At 68.4% G+C, this 15,414-nt stretch carries 16 protein-coding genes and 1 tRNA gene; 6 read left to right on the forward strand and 11 right to left on the reverse strand.

Features of this window, described 5'->3' with window-relative positions:
• Positions 1-198: 198 nt before the first annotated feature.
• Positions 199-465: a hypothetical protein gene (locus ASF57_RS17125; RefSeq protein ID WP_056485366.1), complete on the reverse strand. Its 267-nt coding sequence runs from the start codon at positions 463-465 to the stop codon at positions 199-201.
• 123 nt (positions 466-588) lie between these two features.
• Here ASF57_RS17125 and ASF57_RS17130 point away from each other — a divergent pair, with 123 nt between their 5' ends.
• Genes ASF57_RS17130 through ASF57_RS17140 form a run of 3 tightly spaced genes read left to right on the forward strand, consistent with a single transcriptional unit; the run spans position 589 to position 2,563 of the window.
• Positions 589-822, forward strand: a complete 234-nt coding sequence (locus tag ASF57_RS17130; RefSeq protein WP_056485368.1) for a hypothetical protein — start codon at positions 589-591, stop codon at positions 820-822.
• The gene (locus ASF57_RS17135; protein ID WP_056485370.1) at positions 819-1,274 is read left to right on the forward strand and encodes a S24 family peptidase; all 456 of its coding nucleotides are present in this window, start codon (positions 819-821) and stop codon (positions 1,272-1,274) included. The genes ASF57_RS17130 and ASF57_RS17135 overlap by 4 nt, the downstream gene beginning before the upstream one ends.
• A complete protein-coding gene (locus tag ASF57_RS17140) occupies positions 1,271-2,563 on the forward strand; it encodes a Y-family DNA polymerase (RefSeq protein ID WP_056485372.1) in 1,293 nt (430 codons plus the stop codon). Before ASF57_RS17135 ends, ASF57_RS17140 begins: the two co-directional genes overlap by 4 nt.
• Before the next feature lie 283 nt (positions 2,564-2,846).
• Here the strand turns inward: ASF57_RS17140 and ASF57_RS17145 are convergent, their stop codons facing one another.
• From ASF57_RS17145 to ASF57_RS17155, 4 genes are all read right to left on the reverse strand, one after another.
• Positions 2,847-3,113, reverse strand: a complete 267-nt coding sequence (locus ASF57_RS17145; protein ID WP_056485374.1) for a hypothetical protein — start codon at positions 3,111-3,113, stop codon at positions 2,847-2,849.
• A gap of 148 nt (positions 3,114-3,261) precedes the next feature.
• A complete protein-coding gene (locus ASF57_RS27385; protein ID WP_348528138.1) occupies positions 3,262-3,312 on the reverse strand; it encodes a PsiF family protein in 51 nt (16 codons plus the stop codon).
• Positions 3,309-3,581: a PsiF family protein gene (locus ASF57_RS17150; RefSeq protein WP_244476987.1), complete on the reverse strand. Its 273-nt coding sequence runs from the start codon at positions 3,579-3,581 to the stop codon at positions 3,309-3,311. The genes ASF57_RS27385 and ASF57_RS17150 overlap by 4 nt, the downstream gene beginning before the upstream one ends.
• 147 nt (positions 3,582-3,728) lie before the next feature.
• A tRNA-Arg gene (locus tag ASF57_RS17155) sits at positions 3,729-3,805 on the reverse strand.
• A 389-nt stretch (positions 3,806-4,194) separates the two neighbouring features.
• Here ASF57_RS17155 and ASF57_RS17160 point away from each other — a divergent pair.
• Positions 4,195-5,178, forward strand: a complete 984-nt coding sequence (locus tag ASF57_RS17160) for a DctP family TRAP transporter solute-binding subunit (protein ID WP_056485376.1) — start codon at positions 4,195-4,197, stop codon at positions 5,176-5,178.
• Between the two features lie 20 nt (positions 5,179-5,198).
• Positions 5,199-7,220, forward strand: coding sequence for a HAMP domain-containing methyl-accepting chemotaxis protein (locus ASF57_RS17165; protein WP_056485378.1), 2,022 nt, complete (start codon positions 5,199-5,201; stop codon positions 7,218-7,220).
• A 354-nt stretch (positions 7,221-7,574) separates the two neighbouring features.
• Here the strand turns inward: ASF57_RS17165 and ASF57_RS17170 are convergent, their stop codons facing one another.
• Positions 7,575-9,047 carry a phospholipase D-like domain-containing protein gene (locus tag ASF57_RS17170; protein WP_056485380.1) on the reverse strand — a complete coding sequence of 491 codons (1,473 nt, stop codon included), beginning with the start codon at positions 9,045-9,047 and terminating at the stop codon, positions 7,575-7,577.
• Between the two features lie 124 nt (positions 9,048-9,171).
• Entirely contained in the window at positions 9,172-10,500 is a 1,329-nt protein-coding gene (locus ASF57_RS17175; protein ID WP_056486080.1) for an alpha-amylase family protein, read from the reverse strand.
• A 332-nt stretch (positions 10,501-10,832) separates the two neighbouring features.
• On the opposite strand from ASF57_RS17175, the gene ASF57_RS26510 reads away from it, so the two are divergent.
• A complete protein-coding gene (locus ASF57_RS26510) occupies positions 10,833-11,000 on the forward strand; it encodes a hypothetical protein (RefSeq protein WP_200935886.1) in 168 nt (55 codons plus the stop codon).
• A 183-nt stretch (positions 11,001-11,183) separates the two neighbouring features.
• On the opposite strand, the gene ASF57_RS17180 is transcribed toward ASF57_RS26510, so the two are convergent.
• The 4 genes from ASF57_RS17180 to ASF57_RS17195 all read right to left on the reverse strand — a co-directional run bounded on the left by ASF57_RS17180 (position 11,184) and on the right by ASF57_RS17195 (position 15,305).
• Positions 11,184-11,936, reverse strand: coding sequence for a TerC family protein (locus ASF57_RS17180; RefSeq protein WP_056485382.1), 753 nt, complete (start codon positions 11,934-11,936; stop codon positions 11,184-11,186).
• Positions 11,937-12,080: 144 nt separating this feature from the next.
• Entirely contained in the window at positions 12,081-13,052 is a 972-nt protein-coding gene (locus tag ASF57_RS17185) for a tripartite tricarboxylate transporter substrate-binding protein (RefSeq protein WP_082504078.1), read from the reverse strand.
• A gap of 66 nt (positions 13,053-13,118) precedes the next feature.
• Positions 13,119-14,624 (reverse strand): tripartite tricarboxylate transporter permease, encoded by a 1,506-nt coding sequence (locus ASF57_RS17190; RefSeq protein WP_056485386.1) that lies wholly within the window; start codon positions 14,622-14,624, stop codon positions 13,119-13,121.
• 15 nt (positions 14,625-14,639) lie between these two features.
• Positions 14,640-15,305 (reverse strand): tripartite tricarboxylate transporter TctB family protein, encoded by a 666-nt coding sequence (locus ASF57_RS17195; RefSeq protein ID WP_056182336.1) that lies wholly within the window; start codon positions 15,303-15,305, stop codon positions 14,640-14,642.
• Between the last annotated feature and the right edge of the window lie 109 nt (positions 15,306-15,414).

A 15,414-nucleotide genomic window follows, 5' to 3' on the forward strand; every position in this document is an offset into this window, starting at 1 on the left:
AAGCTCCAAATCGGGAATGCCTACCAAGGTTCAGGGTGTCGATCCTTGAAGCGCACGCCGGCTCCGCCCCCGTTCTTCGGAATGAACTCAAGTCGGGCTTTCTCAAAGGCGAGCCCCAAGAGGTTCCGATTGCTGTCTCGCATCTCGCCACCGACGCAGCTTCCGAGCGGTGTCGCTTTGATGCTACCTCGCCGGAGGTCACGCCGCGTCCTCGCTATCCCGCGCCGCCGGCCGATCAGTCCGGACCTCGGTGAACGGCTTCGCCAGCACCACCCGGCCGCTCTGGTCGTAGACCTCGACCCACCAATCCGACCAATCGAGGCGCCCGCCGTGCATCATCAGTTCGAGCGCGACCCGCTCGGCCTGGAGGCGCACCAGCGCCAGCGTCGGCAGCCGCCGGCCGCGCAGATCGGCGACGAGATCGTGCCCATCCGTGCAGTGGAAGCGGTAAAGCCGCGTCGGCATTGATTTTCTACCCCGCGCTCCACAGGCGTCCACCGCCCTGTTTCTCGGCTTGGCCGTTTCGATTGAACCACGCCCAGCGATGCGCTTTGTTCCCGTTGTGTTCTAACAGCAGCCGGACGCGCAATGCAGGCCCAGCCCAACGAACCCCCTGTGGACATCCGCCTGACCGAGGCGGAGACGATCGCGCTTGCCTACCATCGCGCCGCGCGCGGCGACGCCTGGGCCGCCCTCGTGCAGGCGGTCGAAGATGCGCTCGGCGATCTGGCGGATGCCGAACGCCAGACAGCGCAGCAGCGCCGCCTCATCTCGCGGGGCTACATCCGTGACGGCGCGATTAGCCCAGGCGCCGGCCGATGAAGCTGCTCCAGATCGCGGAGCTGCCGCCTCATGGCGCCAGCACGGTTCGCATCCCGATCCAGGGCGCCGCGCTCTGCGCCGGCTTCCCATCGCCGGCCGACGACTTTCTAGAGGGCTCTCTGGAGCTGCCGCGCTGGCTCGCGCCGAACCCACCCGCCACCTTCGCCTGGAACATCTCCGGCGACAGCATGCGCGGGGCCGGCATCTTCGACCGGGATCTGGCGGTGGCCGATCGCAGCCTCAAGCCCGGCAACGGCAGCGTCGTGGTGGCGATCGTCGATGGCACCATGAGCCTGAAGCGCCTCGTCATCGAGGGCAACGTCGCGCGCCTCGCCTTCGACAATCCCGACCTGCCGGCCTTCGCCGTCGAGGACCTGATCGAGGGCGAGATCTGGGGCGTGGTGCGCTTCTCGATCCGCTGGCACGTGGCGCGCGCCGGGCTGGTGCGATGAGCCGGGCCATCGCGCTGATCGACGGCAACAGCTTCTATTGCTCCTGCGAACGGGTGTTCGATCCCAAGCTCGCCCGCGTGCCGGTAATCGTGCTCTCCAACAACGACGGCTGCGCCATCGCCCGCACTGCCGAGGCTAAGGCGCTCGGCATCAAGATGGGTGATCCCTGGTTCAAGATCCGGCAGCAGTGCCAGCGCGAGGGCGTGCGGGTCTTCTCCTCGAACTACACCCTCTACGGCGACATGAGCGCCCGTACGAACGCGGTCTACCAGGACTTCTCGCCCGCGGTGGAGATCTACTCTATCGACGAGAGCTTCCTCGACCTCTCGGACGTGCGCGACCGGGACCGGGTGGCGCTCGCGCGGGATCTCCGCGCGACGGTGCGGGCCTGGACCGGCATCCCGACCTGCGTCGGCATCGGCCCGACGAAGACGCTGGCCAAGCTCGCCAACCACATCGCCAAGACGATCCCCGATCTCGACGGGGTGTGCGACCTGACCGACCCCGTCGCCTACGATCACTGGCTCTGCCGGATCTCGGTGGCGGAGGTCTGGGGCATCGGCCGGGCATCGCTCGCCAAGCTGATCGGCCTCGGCGTCGACACGGTGGCGGACTTACGCGACCTCGACCCGCGCCCGGTGCGCAAGGCCATGACGGTGGTGGGGGAGCGCATCATCTACGAACTGCGCGGGCTCGCCTGCCTGCCGCTCGAACTGATGCCGGCCCAGCGCAAGGGCTGCGCGGTGACCCGCTCGTTTTCTCGGCGCATCACCGAGCGCGAGACCCTGGAGCAAGCGGTCGCCGCCCATGCGACGCGGCTCGGCGAGAAGCTTCGGCGCGGCGGCCTCGGCACCACGCATGTGTCGGTCTTCTACCACACGAGCGAGCATGACCGCGGCGACCCGATGCGCTCGGTCTCCACCACCGTAACGCTGCCGGAAGCCACCAACAACACGCTGGCGCTGATTAAGGCCGTGCAGGCGGGTGTGGCGCGCACCTGGCGCGAGGCGCCAGGCGAGCGTCCCTGGCGCTACAGCAAGGCCGGCGTGGTCACGACCGACCTGAAGCCGTTGGAGGATGCGCCGCGGGCTCTGATCGGCCAGCTCGACCGTGAGCGTAGCGCGCCGCTGATGGCAGCCATGGACGCCTGCAACGCACGCTTCGGCCGTGGCGCCGTCGTGCCGGCCCGGGCCGGCCTGACGGAGAAGCGCACTTGGTCGACGAAGTTCGAGATGCGCAGCCCGCGCTACACCACGCAGGTGACGGAGTTGCCGACAGCGCACGCTTGAATCAAGATTAGCGCTTGAATTGCTGCGAGCAACCGTGGCGGAGCAGTATCGTTTTCAGGCAGCACATAGATCCGAGATAAGGCGGTCGCGAGCGCTGCCTGCGCCGGCATACTACGGTCGTGGACACGAATAGGGACAAGCGAAAAAACGGGTTGCATTTGGAAAGCCCAGGCTACTGTGCCTGTTCGCTGACGAGTGAAAATTTCACCCGCGAGATTTAACAATCGTGTAGCCGATGATTAGTTGCGCCGCCCAGGCAACTAAGGGCTGTTTGCGTCAATACTCAAGCCTTCTCCGGCCGGGCCAGTAGGATCGCGGTGCGCACGGCCGCGCGGCGCAGGTGCTCGGTGGCCTCCTGGTTCGCCACGGTCGCCTTCGCCCATGGGTGCGCCTTGACCGCGGCCGCCACGTCGAGACTGTGCCCGTCGTTGAACCGGAACATGCTCACGGTCGGGTCGCGCATGAACACGTCGACCGCGGCGACGACCTCGTCCTCGAGGATGGCCTTCGCCTTGTAGAGATCGCCGGTCGTGGGATGTGGATCAGCCATGCGGAAGGGATAGCATGCAGGGCCGCTGCGTCATCGCCCGAACGTCCAGAGCGGCACCGCGCCGCTGGGCCGGCCATCTGGCTTCGACCTCCGCGGCCGAACATCCGAAATACGCGAAGTTACCCGAAGCCGCTGTTCGCGCTCGGCTTCAGCCCTTCAAGCAGGTGCTCATAAAGGTCTTGCGTTCCGCGCCCTTCAGGCTCTTGGCCGAGGCATCGGCGTTGCACTTTTCATCTTCGCCTGCTGCGGCGTCAGCTCCTTCGCCGGTGTCGCGGTCTTGCCGGCGAGGCAGTCGGCCATGAAGCCCTTCCGTGCGCTGCCAGCAAGCTTCTGCGAGCCCGCATCGACGTTGCAGCTCTTCATCCGCTCCCGCTGGGCGCTCTGCGCTGCCGATGGGGCTGGTGTCTGGGCGAGCGCCGGAGCTGCAAGGCCGAGGATGATGGGAAGGACGAGGGAAAGAGCGCGCATCGACAGGGTGCTCCGGGACAACTTGTCCTACGGTAGCAGGGCATCTTCAGGTCAGCGAGCTAGGGCACATGACGGTCCACAAGCACGGCTGTGTGGGCTCACTGTGTGAGATAAGCCGCCGGAACAGAGCTAAGTGCTTGATTTGATTGGCGCACCCGACACGATTCGAACGTGTGACCTTTGCCTTCGGAGGGCAACGCTCTATCCAGCTGAGCTACGGGTGCTGACCGTGTCGCTCTGGTAGCCCATGCGGGGGCTCCGCGCAACGGGGGTGTGGAGGCCTTCGCGCACCATGGGATGGGTACGAGGGAGCCTCAGGCACAGGTCACGGGGTCGGGCGCGCGGGCGGTTGTCGTGAAGCACCGGTGGAATGCTCGGCGGCGGCAGGCCTGGCGGGCCTCGCTGGTCGGGTAAGCCTCCATGAACTTCGATACGCACCTTCGAAGATTTTCGACAAGCACCTTCGCCCGCTGAATGGGCCCCTCAAGTAGCGGATAGCGTCCGCTTCAAGATGTTCGAAAGCGCTCGAAGGCCAGCTTCGGCACCGGCGCTGTCAATGATCTTTTAAGCGCAGGCATTTAAGCACCCGACGACTATCGCATAGGATACGCCGGTGCCTGGACGTCTCAGAGTTGCAGCAACGATCGTCGGGCTCTGCTCGATCTTGACCATCACCCGGGCGCAGGCCGAGGAGCGCGTTCTGCGGCTCGGCTTCCTCTTCGCCCAGACTTCGCAACTCGGGGCGGGGGCGGAGCGCTTTGCCAAGGACGTCGCCAAGCGCACCGGCGGCACCACCCGCGTCGAGCTGTATCCGAACGGCACCATCGGTGGCGAGGTCGAGATGGCGGAGGAGCTTCGCCTGGGGCACCTCGACATCGCCTTCATCACCAGTGCGCCCTTCTCCAGCATCATCCCCGAATTCGGGGTCTTCGACATCCCGTTCCTGTTCCGCGATGCCGGCCATGCCCACGCCGTCTTCGACGGCCCCGTCGGGCAGGATTACCTGAAGAAGTTCCAGCAGAAGGGCATGGTCGCGCTCGCCTGGGGCGAGAACGGCATGCGCCACATCACCAATTCGAAGCATCCGGTCACGAACCCGGAGGACCTGAAGGGCCTCTCGATGCGGGTGCCGCAATCGGACATCATGCTCACGGGCTTTCGCAGCCTCGGGATGAAGGCGGAGCCGCTGGCCTTCCCGGCACTCTACGGCGCCCTGCAATCCGGGCAGTTCGACGGGCAGGAAAACCCGATCGCGGTCATCTCGGCCTCGCGCTTCGAGAAGGTCCAGAAGCACCTGACCCTCAGTGGTCACGTCTATTCCTGGGCCGTCATCGTCATGTCGAAGACGGCCTGGGACGCCCTCGGCCCTGCCGAGCAGAAGGCCTTCACCGAGGCTGCCCGGGCTGCGGGCCAGGTCTCCCGCGAGGCGGCCGGGCGCGCGGAGCGGGAGGGGGTGGACGAACTGCGCAAGGCTGGGATGAACGTGGTCGCCTCCGTCGATCGCGCCGCCTTCGAACAGAGCCTGCAATCCGCGACCGCCGGATTCAGCGCCAGGTTCGGCGCCGAAACGATCCGCCAGATCAAGTCCGTCCGCTAAAGCTTTCGAGGCTCCCGCCCATGTCCCTTCTCCGTCCGGACTCCCTTCTCCGCCTCGACTCCCTCCTCCGCCTCGACCGCCTCTCGGTCTCCCAGCGCATTCTCGCGGGTTTCGGCGTGGTGCTGCTGCTCCTCACCGTGTCCGCGCTCATGACCTTCCGCAGCGTCAGCGTGCTCAACGCCGAAATCGAGGCCACCGGCGCCCGCATGCAGGCGGCCGAGGAGGCGAGCGCGTTCGAGCTGCGCCTCAACGGGGCGCGGCGCCTGGTGCTCAACTACATGCGCACGGAACAGGGCGAGATGTTGAGCGACCTCAAGACCGGTCTCGCCGCCCTCAAGGCGGAGATTGCCGGCCAACAGGCGGACGGCCGGGACGCGGCGGTCCGGAACCGGGCTCTCGACTACGTCACCGGCGCCGATGCCCTGGTAAGCGTGATGCAGAAGCGGAAAGCCGCCCTCGGCGACCTGGTGAAGCTCGGTGCCACGCTCTCGAACGCCGGTTACGCGATGGCGCAGCGCGCCGCGCCAGAGCCGGGTCTCGCCGCCGCGACCTTTCGCGCCGATCGGGCGCTCCAGGCCAGTATGAGCGCCGTCTATCTGTTCCGCTCCAGCAACAACCCGGCGGATGCCAGCACCGCCACGGTCGAGTTCGGGCGCTACACCCGGGAGCTGCAGGCGTTGTCCCAGCTCGACGAGGCCGGACTGCTCCAGACCTCCCTCAAGGTGGCGAATGCAAAGGTCGCAGCCTTCAAGGCCGCCCTGGACGGCGTCCTGCAGGGGGCCAATGACGTCGAGGTCGCTTATCAGGCCCTGAAGCAGACCGGCGACGGGCTGATCGGCCTCGGCCGGGAGACCCGGGAACGGGCAGTCCAGGAGCAGCGCCAGATCATGACGGTGATGACCGAGGATGCGAGCGAGTTGAGCCAGCGGGTGATCGGGATCGGAGCCGTCGCCCTGGTCATCGGGGGGCTGCTCGCCTGGCGCGTCGGCTGCGGCGTGTCCGGGCCGGTGACGGCCATGACCGGCGCGATGCAGCGCCTCGCCGCGGGGGATCACGGCGTGATCGTGCCGGGTGCCCGCCGCGCCGACGAGCTCGGCGCCATGGCGCGGGCGGTGCAGGTCTTCAAGGACGCGCTCATCGCCAAGGAGCAGGCCGACGCTGCGGCCGCCGAGGAGGCGGCCGCGAAGACGCGGCGTGCCGACCAGCTCGACGCCCTGACGAAGGCGTTCGAATCGAATGTCTCCGTTCTCACGCAGGGTCTGGCCGGCGCCGCCACGGAGATGGAGGCCACGGCCCAGGGCATGGCAGGCACCGCGGAGCAGACGACCCGGCAATCCACCGGCGCGATGCGGGCGGCCGAACAGACCTCGGCGAATGTCCAGACCGTCGCCGCGGCCACCGAGGAGATGTCCGCGTCGATCCAGGAGATCACGCAGCAGGCCGGTCAGTCGGCCCGCATCGCCCAGCAGGCGGCCGACGAGGCGCGCCGGACGGATGGGCTGGTCCGGCAGCTCGCCAGTGCGGCCGAGCGGATCGAGACCGTCGTCGCGATGATCAACAAGATCGCCGGACATACGAATCTCCTGGCGCTGAATGCCACTATCGAGGCGGCCCGGGCGGGCGAGGCCGGACGGGGCTTCGCCGTCGTCGCCTCCGAGGTGAAGGAGCTCGCCGGTCAGACCACGCGCGCGACGGAGGAGATCGCCGGGCAGATCGCGTCCATCCAGGCCGTCACGCAGGATTCCGTCGCGGCCATCCAGGCCATCGGCAGCACGATCGGGCAAATGGCGGCGGCCTCGAACGCCATCGCGGCCGCGATGGAGCAGCAGGGGGCGGCGACCCAGGAGATCGCCCGAAACGTGCAGCAGGCGGCCAACGGGACCGGACAGGTCGTCGGCAGCATCGACGACGTGCGCCTCGGCGCCGATTCGACGGGCACGGCGGCGACTCAGGTGCTCGGCGCGGCGCAGGCGCTCTCGTACCATTCGGAAAGCCTCCGCCAGGAGGTCGGCACGTTCCTGACGGCGGTGAAGGCTGCCTGAGGCGGCCGGACGGCGTCGAACAGGCGGGAGACCGGGATCGAACCGGTCTCTCCGCCTCGACGAGGGCGTTCCGCATTCCGCACGCGGCGTCGCCGTCATCGGACGATCACGGCGGGACGTGGTGTCGTCGGCGCCCCATCTCGGCGGCGCCTGGTTCCATGCGCGTCCCTTGGCAGAGCACGCGGCGGCACAGCCCTCGTGATGCCCGCCCGAGCGGGCGGCACGGCGGGGGCGACCGATTCCGCGCTTCGACGTCACCCCTGCCCGGGCGAGCTGCGGATTCGTGCGCCGTCGAACCGCGCTCCCCAGACACGATCCGATCCCGGGGCGGGGCAGAGATAAGAGATCGGGGGGTTAGAGATAGGGCAGCAACAGCCGCACGCTCGCGTCCCGGAGCCGGACCGGTAGGCTGCGACCGGTCAGCTCGGCGCATTCCAGGCGGGTCGTCATCTTCGCCTGCATGGACCGGCCGAGCTCGGTTGCCAAAGCCGGGTCGTAGAGCTCCAGGTTGAGTTCGAAGTTCAGGCGGAAGCTCCGCATGTCCCAGTTCGCACTGCCGACGAAGCACCAGGTTTCGTCGACGACGAGCATCTTGGAATGCTCGAAGGGCGGATCGTTCAGCCAGATCCGGACGCCGTGATCCAGCAGCGGGCCGACATGGGCACGGGTGGCCCAATCCACGAACCGGTGGTTGCTGGCACGCGGAATGATGACGTCCACGCCGACGCCCCGGGTCGCCGCGAGCAGGAGCGCGATCGTCAGCACTTCGCTCGGCAGGAAGTAGGGTGTGACGAGCCGGATGCTGCGCTGTGCCCCGTTGAGGGCATGCAGCACCACGTGCTCGATCTTCTCGATGTCGGCATCCGGCCCGGAGGTCACGACCCGGGCCATCGTGCCGCCGGCCAAAGCCGCCGTGCCGCCGGCCAAGGCCGTGCTGTCGCTGGCCGGGGCGGGTTGCCAGCGGTCGCCGTGGAGATCCTCGCCCGCGGCGAACATCCAGCTTCGGGCGAAGGCGCCCGCGAGCTGCCGGACGACCGGCCCTTCGATGCGGAAGTGGGTGTCGCGGACCGGGTTCGGAGGATGCCAGCCGACGCGGTTCTCGTCCGCGATGTTGATCCCGCCGGTGAAGGCGGTCGCGCCGTCGACGATGAGGAGCTTGGTGTGCGTCCGCAGGTTCAGGAACGGCATGCGCCAGGGCAGGGCCGAGTGCATGAACAGGGCGGCCGGCACGCCGGCCCCCCGCAGGCGCCGGTAGATCGGGTGCCGGAAGTAGCCGCCGCCGATGCCGTCGATCAGCACGCGGACCTCGGCGCCCCGGGCCTTCGCGGCGACGAGGGCGTCGAAGAAGGCCGCCCCGGTCCGGTCATTGCGAAAGATGTAACTCGACAGGGCCACGGACCGCTGCGCGCGGCCGATGGCGTCGAGCATCGCCGGATAGGCCTCGTCGCCGTTCCGCAGCAGGCGGACGGCGTTGCCCGCCACCAGCGGCAGGCGCGTGATGTGTCGAACGGCGTGGTCGAGCGCCCGAAAGGCCGGGGCGATCGTGGGTGCCTGCGGCGGCTCCGTCTGCGCCGGCGCCGAGGGGGGCACCGCGAGCTGTCGTGCGCGGCGGGTGACGCGGTTGATGCCGAACAGCAGGTACAGCGCGGACCCGGAGAGGGGCGCGAGCCAAGCCAGTCCGATCCACCCGATGGCCGTGCCGACCTCGCGCTTGTGCAGAAGCACGTGGATCGTCAGCAGAAGCGCCGACGCCAGACCGATCCCCATCAGGACGTTGGATCGGATCGACCCGGACGCCGCAATCCACCGATGAAACGCCTCTTCCACAGCCGCCCCGGGGTTCCGATACCGACACCGTGGATACGGGACCGCGGCCGGTTCGCAAACCACGCACGCATCCGCGCCGTCTCGCGCCGAGCGTTCTGTCACGCGCAGGCCGTTCGCGAGGTCGTCAGACGGCCAGCACGGCCCAGCGGTGGGGTCCGAGACTCGCCCGCGCATCCCGTGTTCCGGCGTCCGTCACGACAGCCTCTCCGGCTTCCACCGAGCGGGCGTCCGGCGCCGGAACGACCGCCGCGTCCTCGGCGAGGTTCAGGGCGAGGAGAAGGCGTCGCGTTCCGTCGCCGACCGACAGCACGAGCTGGGTGTTCGTCAGGTGAAGCGTCCGCGTGCGGGCGCGGTGCAGCCAGGCATGGCGGCGGCGCAGGCCGATCAGCGTCTGGTGCAGCCGGTAGATCGGCCAGCCGAAGGGGGCGAGATCGGCCGGCGTGTCCGGAAAAACCGGCCGGATCGCATCGTCCCCGCCGATGCGATCTTCCTTCAGGCCGCGGAAGGCCTGCTCGTCACCTGCATAGATCGAAGGCGTGCCGCCGCAGACGAGCAGGATCGCGAGGGCATGGGGGAGGTGACGCTCATCCACGAGACGGCTGGCGATCCGCGTAACGTCGTGGTTGCCCACGAAGGTGAGCGGCACGAACGTATCGAGAAAGGCGATGTGGCGGTCGAGCGCGTGGGCGAGTTCGAACAGGTTACGGTCGTTGAGCGCGCTCCAGATGGCTTTCCAAAGCTCGTACTGGGTCACGGCATCCAGGCCGGTGTCGCGCACGAGGGCGGCGTAATCGCCGTGGATCACCTCGCCGAGCAGGTAGGCGTCCGGGTGGGCCGACCGCACGCGGCCCAGGACGTCAGCCCAGAATCGCCGCGGCACTGCGTAGGCCGCATCGAGGCGCCAGCCATCCACGCCGCGGGCGAGCCAGTGCGTCATGATGGAGACGACGTAATCGGCCACTGGGGGCGCGTCGTGATTCAGCGTCACGAGTTGCCGGTGCCCTTCGAAGCAGGCGTAGTCCGGCTCCGCGCCCGGATGACCGCCATGCGGCCAGGACAGCTTGAACCACCCGGCCCTGGGTGCTCGCTCGCCCTGCTGCAGAACCTCCTGGAAGGCGGGATGCGCGCGTCCGACATGGTTGAAGACGCCGTCGAGGAGCACGCGCAGGCCCCGCGCATGCGCGGCCTCGATCAGGGCAACGAGATCGGCCTCGTCGCCGAGGCGGGGATCGACCCGGAAGGGATCGACCGTGTCGTAGCCGTGGGTGGAGGCGGCGAAGACGGGCCCGAGCGCAAGTCCCGTGGCGCCGAGCTCGACGGCATAGTCGAGCCAGGCCTGCAGGTGACCCAGGCGATGCACGACGGGAGCACCCGCTGCAGTCTCGGGCTCGGCGCCGACGAAGCCGAGCGGGAAGACCTGCCACCAGATCGTGTGTTCAATCCAATCCGGCACGGCACCGCCTTCGTGCAAGACCGGCAGGAAAACTCGTCAGGTCCGCCTCGGGTGCCATACCGCGCTCTGTTCGCCCATCACGTGTTCGTCGGGCGCGCGAACGGCCGTCGAGGCAGGCTCCGGAGGTCCGATGACACGGTGACAGCGCGCGGCATAATATTGCTGTCTCGGACATGAAGTCTAAGAACCATAATGCAAGATACTTCGACCTGACCGGTTCGCATCCTCATCCATGCAGGACTGGTATATCTGGCATAACGTATCTGGCATACCAGTTTTGGGCGAGAAGCGTCATATCAGCGTCAACGCAAACGCTTCTCGGGATAACCTTCATGCTCACCCTGCTTCTCGTCGTCGCCGCCGGTACCGCCAACATCGCGCTCGTGGCCTTCGTGGCCGATCGGTTGACCCCGAAGAGCACTGCGTCCGTCATTTCGGCCGGCGAACTGGCGATCGTGAACGACAACGTTCCGGCCTCCGCGGTGAAGCTGGCGGCCTGACGGCCCGTCCCCCGGCCCGCATCAGCGGACCCACACGACCGAACCGATCGGCCCCGCCCCTCGAAGGCGGGGCTTTTCTTTTGACCCGTCACCTGTCGCCGCGCCGAGTCGATCAATTCCCGCCGAAACGACGCAAGTCTTGATCGGAACGCAAACCTCGATCGGAACATAAGTCTCGATCGATCAGCTGCCGAGCACGTCCGCCTCTGCCCGGCCCACCGCTGCGGCCTGCTGCTGCGCGATGGCCCTGTCGGACTTGCGCTTGAGAAGGAGGCCGATGCCGACCACCAGCGCGGCCCCGAGGACGCCCATCGCGTGCGGGACGGCCCCCTGCAGGCCTGCGGGCAGCACCACGACCATCTGCTGCTGAACGAGCCGATCCGTGGCGATCATCTCGCCGGCCACCCAGCCGAGCAATCCGCCGCCGAACCAGATCAGGATCGGGAACCGGTCGATCAGCCGGGTGATCAGGCTGGCGCCGACCACGAGGAGCGGCACCGACAAGGCGAGGCCGATGATGAAGAGCTCGTCGTGCCCCTTGGCTGCGCCCGCCACCGCCACGACGTTGTCGAAGCTCATCACGGCATCCGCCACCACGATGGTCCAGATCGCCTTGGGCAGGCTGGAATGCTCCTTGACGGCGCTCTCGTCCTCCTCCTCACCGCGCACCAGCTTGACGGCGATGTGCAGCAGGATGAGTCCGCCCAGAACCTTCAGCAGCGGCACCGCCAGCAACTGCGAGATGATGACGGCGAAGAAGATCCGCAGCAGGGCCGCCGCGAAGGCGCCCGCGAAGACGCCGATCCGCCGCTGCCGCTCGGGCAGGCCTCGGCAGGCCATGGCGATGACCACCGCATTGTCGCCCGACAGGATGATGTCGATCCAGACGATCTGGAGGAGCGACAGCAGGAAGGAGGAGGTAAGGTAGGAATCCACGATCAGGCGCCTCTGATGCTCCGGCCCGGTGAAGCGGTGGTGTCCCGTGCCGGCGCCCGTTGTCCTGGACGCCCGTGCGCAGAAGGGCAACCGACGTGTTGAAAGAGCCGGCCCCCCGGACGGGAGGCCGGCCCCGAAGACGTGTCAGGGATTGGCTTCGACGGCGGAGCGGAGCACGGGCGTCCACCGCGCCACTTCGCGCTCGACCAGTGCCTGCAGGGCGGCGGGACCCGCTTCGACCTCCTTCGGCACGGTACCGCCGAGATCGAGGATGCGCTTGGTCGTGGCCGGGTCCTTGAGCGCGCTGTCGAGGGCGGCGGTGAGCTTGGCCCTGACATCCGCCGGCAGGCCCTTCGGCGCGAACACGGCGTTCCAGGCGCTGACCTCGTAGCCGGGCAGGCCCGCCTCCTTCGTCGTCGGCACGTCGGGCAGGCTCGGGGAGCGCTCGGGCGTGGCGATGGCGTAGGCCTTGATCGTCCCGCCGGCGATCTGAGGCGCGACGTTGACGATCTGATCGGTCATGAAGTCGACCTGGTCTGCCATCAGATCGTTCAGCGCAGGCCCCGTGCCGCGATAGACCACGAGCGTGGGCTTGGCGCCGGCGAGGGAATTGAACAGCACGCCCGTCGAATGCGAGACGGAGCCGACGCCCGCATGAGCCTGGTTGGTCGCGGGGCCGCGGGCCTTCAGCACCTCGATGAAGCCCTTGAGGTCCTGGGCCGGGAAGCTCTTCTTGGCGACGATGACGATCGGCGTGCCGGCGGCGAGGCCGATCGGATCGAAGCTCTTGGCCGGATCGTATTTCAAGCCCTTGAACAGGGCCGGCGCGGCGCCGTGCGTGCCCATGTGGCCCATCATGATGGTGTAGCCGTCGGGCGCGGCCTGCGCGGCGCGGGTGATGCCGGTGGTGCCGCCGGCCCCGGTGACGTTCTCGATGACGACCTGCTGGCCCAACGCGCGCGACATCGGTTCGGCGACGATCCGCGCCACCACGTCGGTCGGTCCGCCGGCCGCGAAGGGCACCACCATGGTGATCGGGCGCTGGGGATAGGTGTCGGCGGCGGCACCGAACGCACCGAGTGCCGACAGGAGGCCGATGGCGAGTGCCCGTCTCATGTTCCTCATCCTTCTGGTTTCTGGTTGTCGAACCCGTTGCCGCAAGACGCCGAGGCGTCCACGCCGTCAGGCCTCCGTGAACACCGCGTCGCGGCTTCGTCGCAGCGACGGCAGCAGCGCCGCCGCCAGGATGGTGAAGGTGACGAGGAACAGCACTGCGCTGACCGGGCGCTCGAGGAACACCAGGGCGTCGCCGCGCGACAGGGTGAGGGCGCGGCGCAGGTATTCCTCCATCAGCTTGCCCAGGACGAAGCCCAGCAGGAGCGGCGCGGGCTCGAAGCCGAACTTGATCAGCCCGTATCCGAACACCCCGAAGGCCGCGATCAGCATCACGTCGGTCGGCTGCGCATTGATGGAGTAGATGCCGATGGAGCAGAACATCAGGATCGCGGGGAACATCAGCCTGTAGGGCACCTTCAGCAGGCGCACCCAGATGCCGACGAGCGGCAGGTTGATGACGAGCAGCATGAGGTTGCCGATCCACATCGACGCGATCATGCCCCAGAACAGGTTGGGGTTCTTGGTCATCACGCCGGGACCCGGAACGATGCCGTGGATCGTCATCGCGCCGACCATCAGCGCCATCACGGCGTTGGGCGGAATGCCGAGGGTGAGGAGTGGAATGAAGGCCGTCTGCGCGCCGGCGTTGTTGGCGCTCTCCGGGCCGGCGACGCCCTCGATGGCCCCGCGCCCGAACCGGCTCGGATCGCGGGCGAGCCGCTTCTCGATCGTGTAGGCCGCGAAGGGGCCGAGCACGGCGCCGTTGCCGGGCAGGATGCCGAGGATCGACCCGATCGCGGTTCCGCGCAGCGCCGAGGGGGCCGCCTGCCGCAGGTCCGCCCAGCTCGGCAGCAGGCGGCCGATCCGCGCCCGGGCGATCTCTCGGGTCTCGGTCTGGTCGAGGTTGCGCAGGATTTCGGCGACCCCGAACAGGCCCATCGCCAGCACCGAGAAGTCGACGCCGTCGGTCAGGAAGCCGAAGCCGAAGGTCATCCGCTCCTGGCCGGTCTCGAGGTCGGTGCCCACCGTGGCGAACAGGATGCCGACCAGGATCATGGCCACGGCCTTGAGCACGGAGCCGTGCGCGAGGACGACCGCGAAGGCGAGCCCCATCACCATCAGGGCGAAATACTCCGCCGGCCCGAAGATCAGCGCGAGGCGGGTCAGCGGTGCGCCGAGGGCCGCGATCAGCAGGGTGGCGACGGTGCCGGCGAAGAACGAGCCGATGGCGGCGATGCCGAGCGCCACGCCGGCCCGGCCCTGGCGCGCCATCTGGTGCCCGTCGAGGGTGGTGACGACCGAAGTCGCCTCACCCGGGATGTTGACGAGGATCGCGGTGGTGGAGCCGCCGTACTGCGCCCCGTAATAGATCCCTGCGAGCATGATCAGGGCGCCGACGGGATCGAGCCCGAAGGTGATCGGCAGGAGCATGGCGATGGTGGCGATCGGCCCGACGCCGGGCAGCACCCCGATCAGCGTGCCGACGAGGCAACCCAGGAAGCAGAGCGTCACGTTCTGAAGGCTCAGCGCGACGGCGAAACCGAGGCCGAGATTGGCGAGGAGATCCGTCACGTGCCGCGCTCCCGATCAGGTCGTCATCGCGTGCGGGGCGACGTCGGTCCGGCTCCGGCGGGTGGAGCGGCGCTCCAGGGCGAGCAGGCCCAGTCCCGCCAGGGCGAGCGCACCGGCCGCGAGCCGCAGCATGACGCGCGACGGAATCGTCCCGCTCGCCGCCTCGATGAGGGCGGTGGGGAAGATGGGAATGGGCAGGTTGAGCAGGTCGCCGAACAGCAGCATGCATCCGGCGGTGAGGAGCAGGGCCAGGATGAGAAGTTCGCGAAAGCGCGCCTCGGGAGTCGCATAGCCTCCGATGATCACCGCGAGCGGTCCCGCAACGATGAGACCGAGGCCCGGACTGGCAACGGAGCCGAGGGCGAAGGGCCGGATCGTGATCGCGAAGGCCAGGATGGCCAGCACGACGGTGAGGGGGCCGCGCAGGCCTGTGGTCTGCAGGCCTGCCCCTTCGCGGGCGAGGCCCGTCACGGCGAGAACGCTTCCGCAGGCGGCGACGCCGATCGCCACCCAATGCGGCAGCATGCCGGGTCCCATGGCGCCGAGGGTGCCCCGCGGCAGATCGCTCGCGGCCCAGAGGCCGAACATCCCGAGCAGGACCAGCCCGAGGCCGGCCACGAAGCTCTGCGGCGCGCGCACCACGGACCTCGTCCGCCGCACGGCGTCGGATGCGTCGCTCATCGTTCCTCCCCTGCGCGCCCCGCCTTCGTTTCTCGGGCGTATGGCACGGCGATATGCGCGTTCCCGTTCGTACTGACGGAAGGCCGGCTCGAGGATGGCCTCGGCAGCC

The sequence above is a fragment of the Methylobacterium sp. Leaf117 genome (genome assembly GCF_001422985.1).
Lineage (GTDB): Bacteria > Pseudomonadota > Alphaproteobacteria > Rhizobiales > Beijerinckiaceae > Methylobacterium.